Origin of the sequence: Myxococcus sp. CA039A (genome assembly GCF_013336645.1) — a bacterium.
GTDB classification, from domain to species: Bacteria; Myxococcota; Myxococcia; order Myxococcales; family Myxococcaceae; genus Myxococcus; species Myxococcus llanfairpwllgwyngyllgogerychwyrndrobwllllantysiliogogogochensis.
In genome coordinates this window covers 1-463 of record NZ_JABUMQ010000761.1, presented here as the reverse complement: position 1 = coordinate 463, position 463 = coordinate 1, and the positions used below count along the sequence as shown (strand labels likewise).

1 protein-coding gene is annotated in these 463 nt (G+C 52.3%); it reads left to right on the top strand.

From position 1 onward, the window contains the following. Window positions 1–121 precede the first annotated feature (121 nt). Window positions 122–463: hypothetical protein (locus HR086_RS47465; protein WP_217442259.1), on the top strand; the 342-nt coding region annotated here is incomplete at its 3' end.

Here is a 463-nt window from a genome sequence, read left to right as displayed (position 1 = left end):
GAATAGATCGACGTCAATCTGCTGCTTTCTGCAGATATAGTCGAGATAGAAGAGGTCATCCTTACTGTCGTCGACATAAAATAGGGTGGTCATCTAGCACCGTAATTTGGATATTGTTCGAATGAACCTCGCTGTCCTTCGACATCACCATATCGCGGTTCCACTGAAATTCGATAAACCTTATCGCAGATCATTTCGCAAAAAGCATGGCACCGCCCTGCCTTGCCTATTGAGTATTCCTCGATTTCGGAAAATATGGCCGCGCGAACCGAAGGAGGACACACGGGTGCAGGATCAGGGCAACGTGGACCTGCAGGACCAGCCAAGGCGGCACTACCGTGCCTTTGCGATTGCGGTCGGCTTCATGATGTTCCTTCTCGGCGTGACTGCCCTTGCCGGCTGGCTGCTGCAGGTCGAGATTGTCATTTCGCTGGTTCCCGGCTTTCCGTCGATGGCCTTCAAC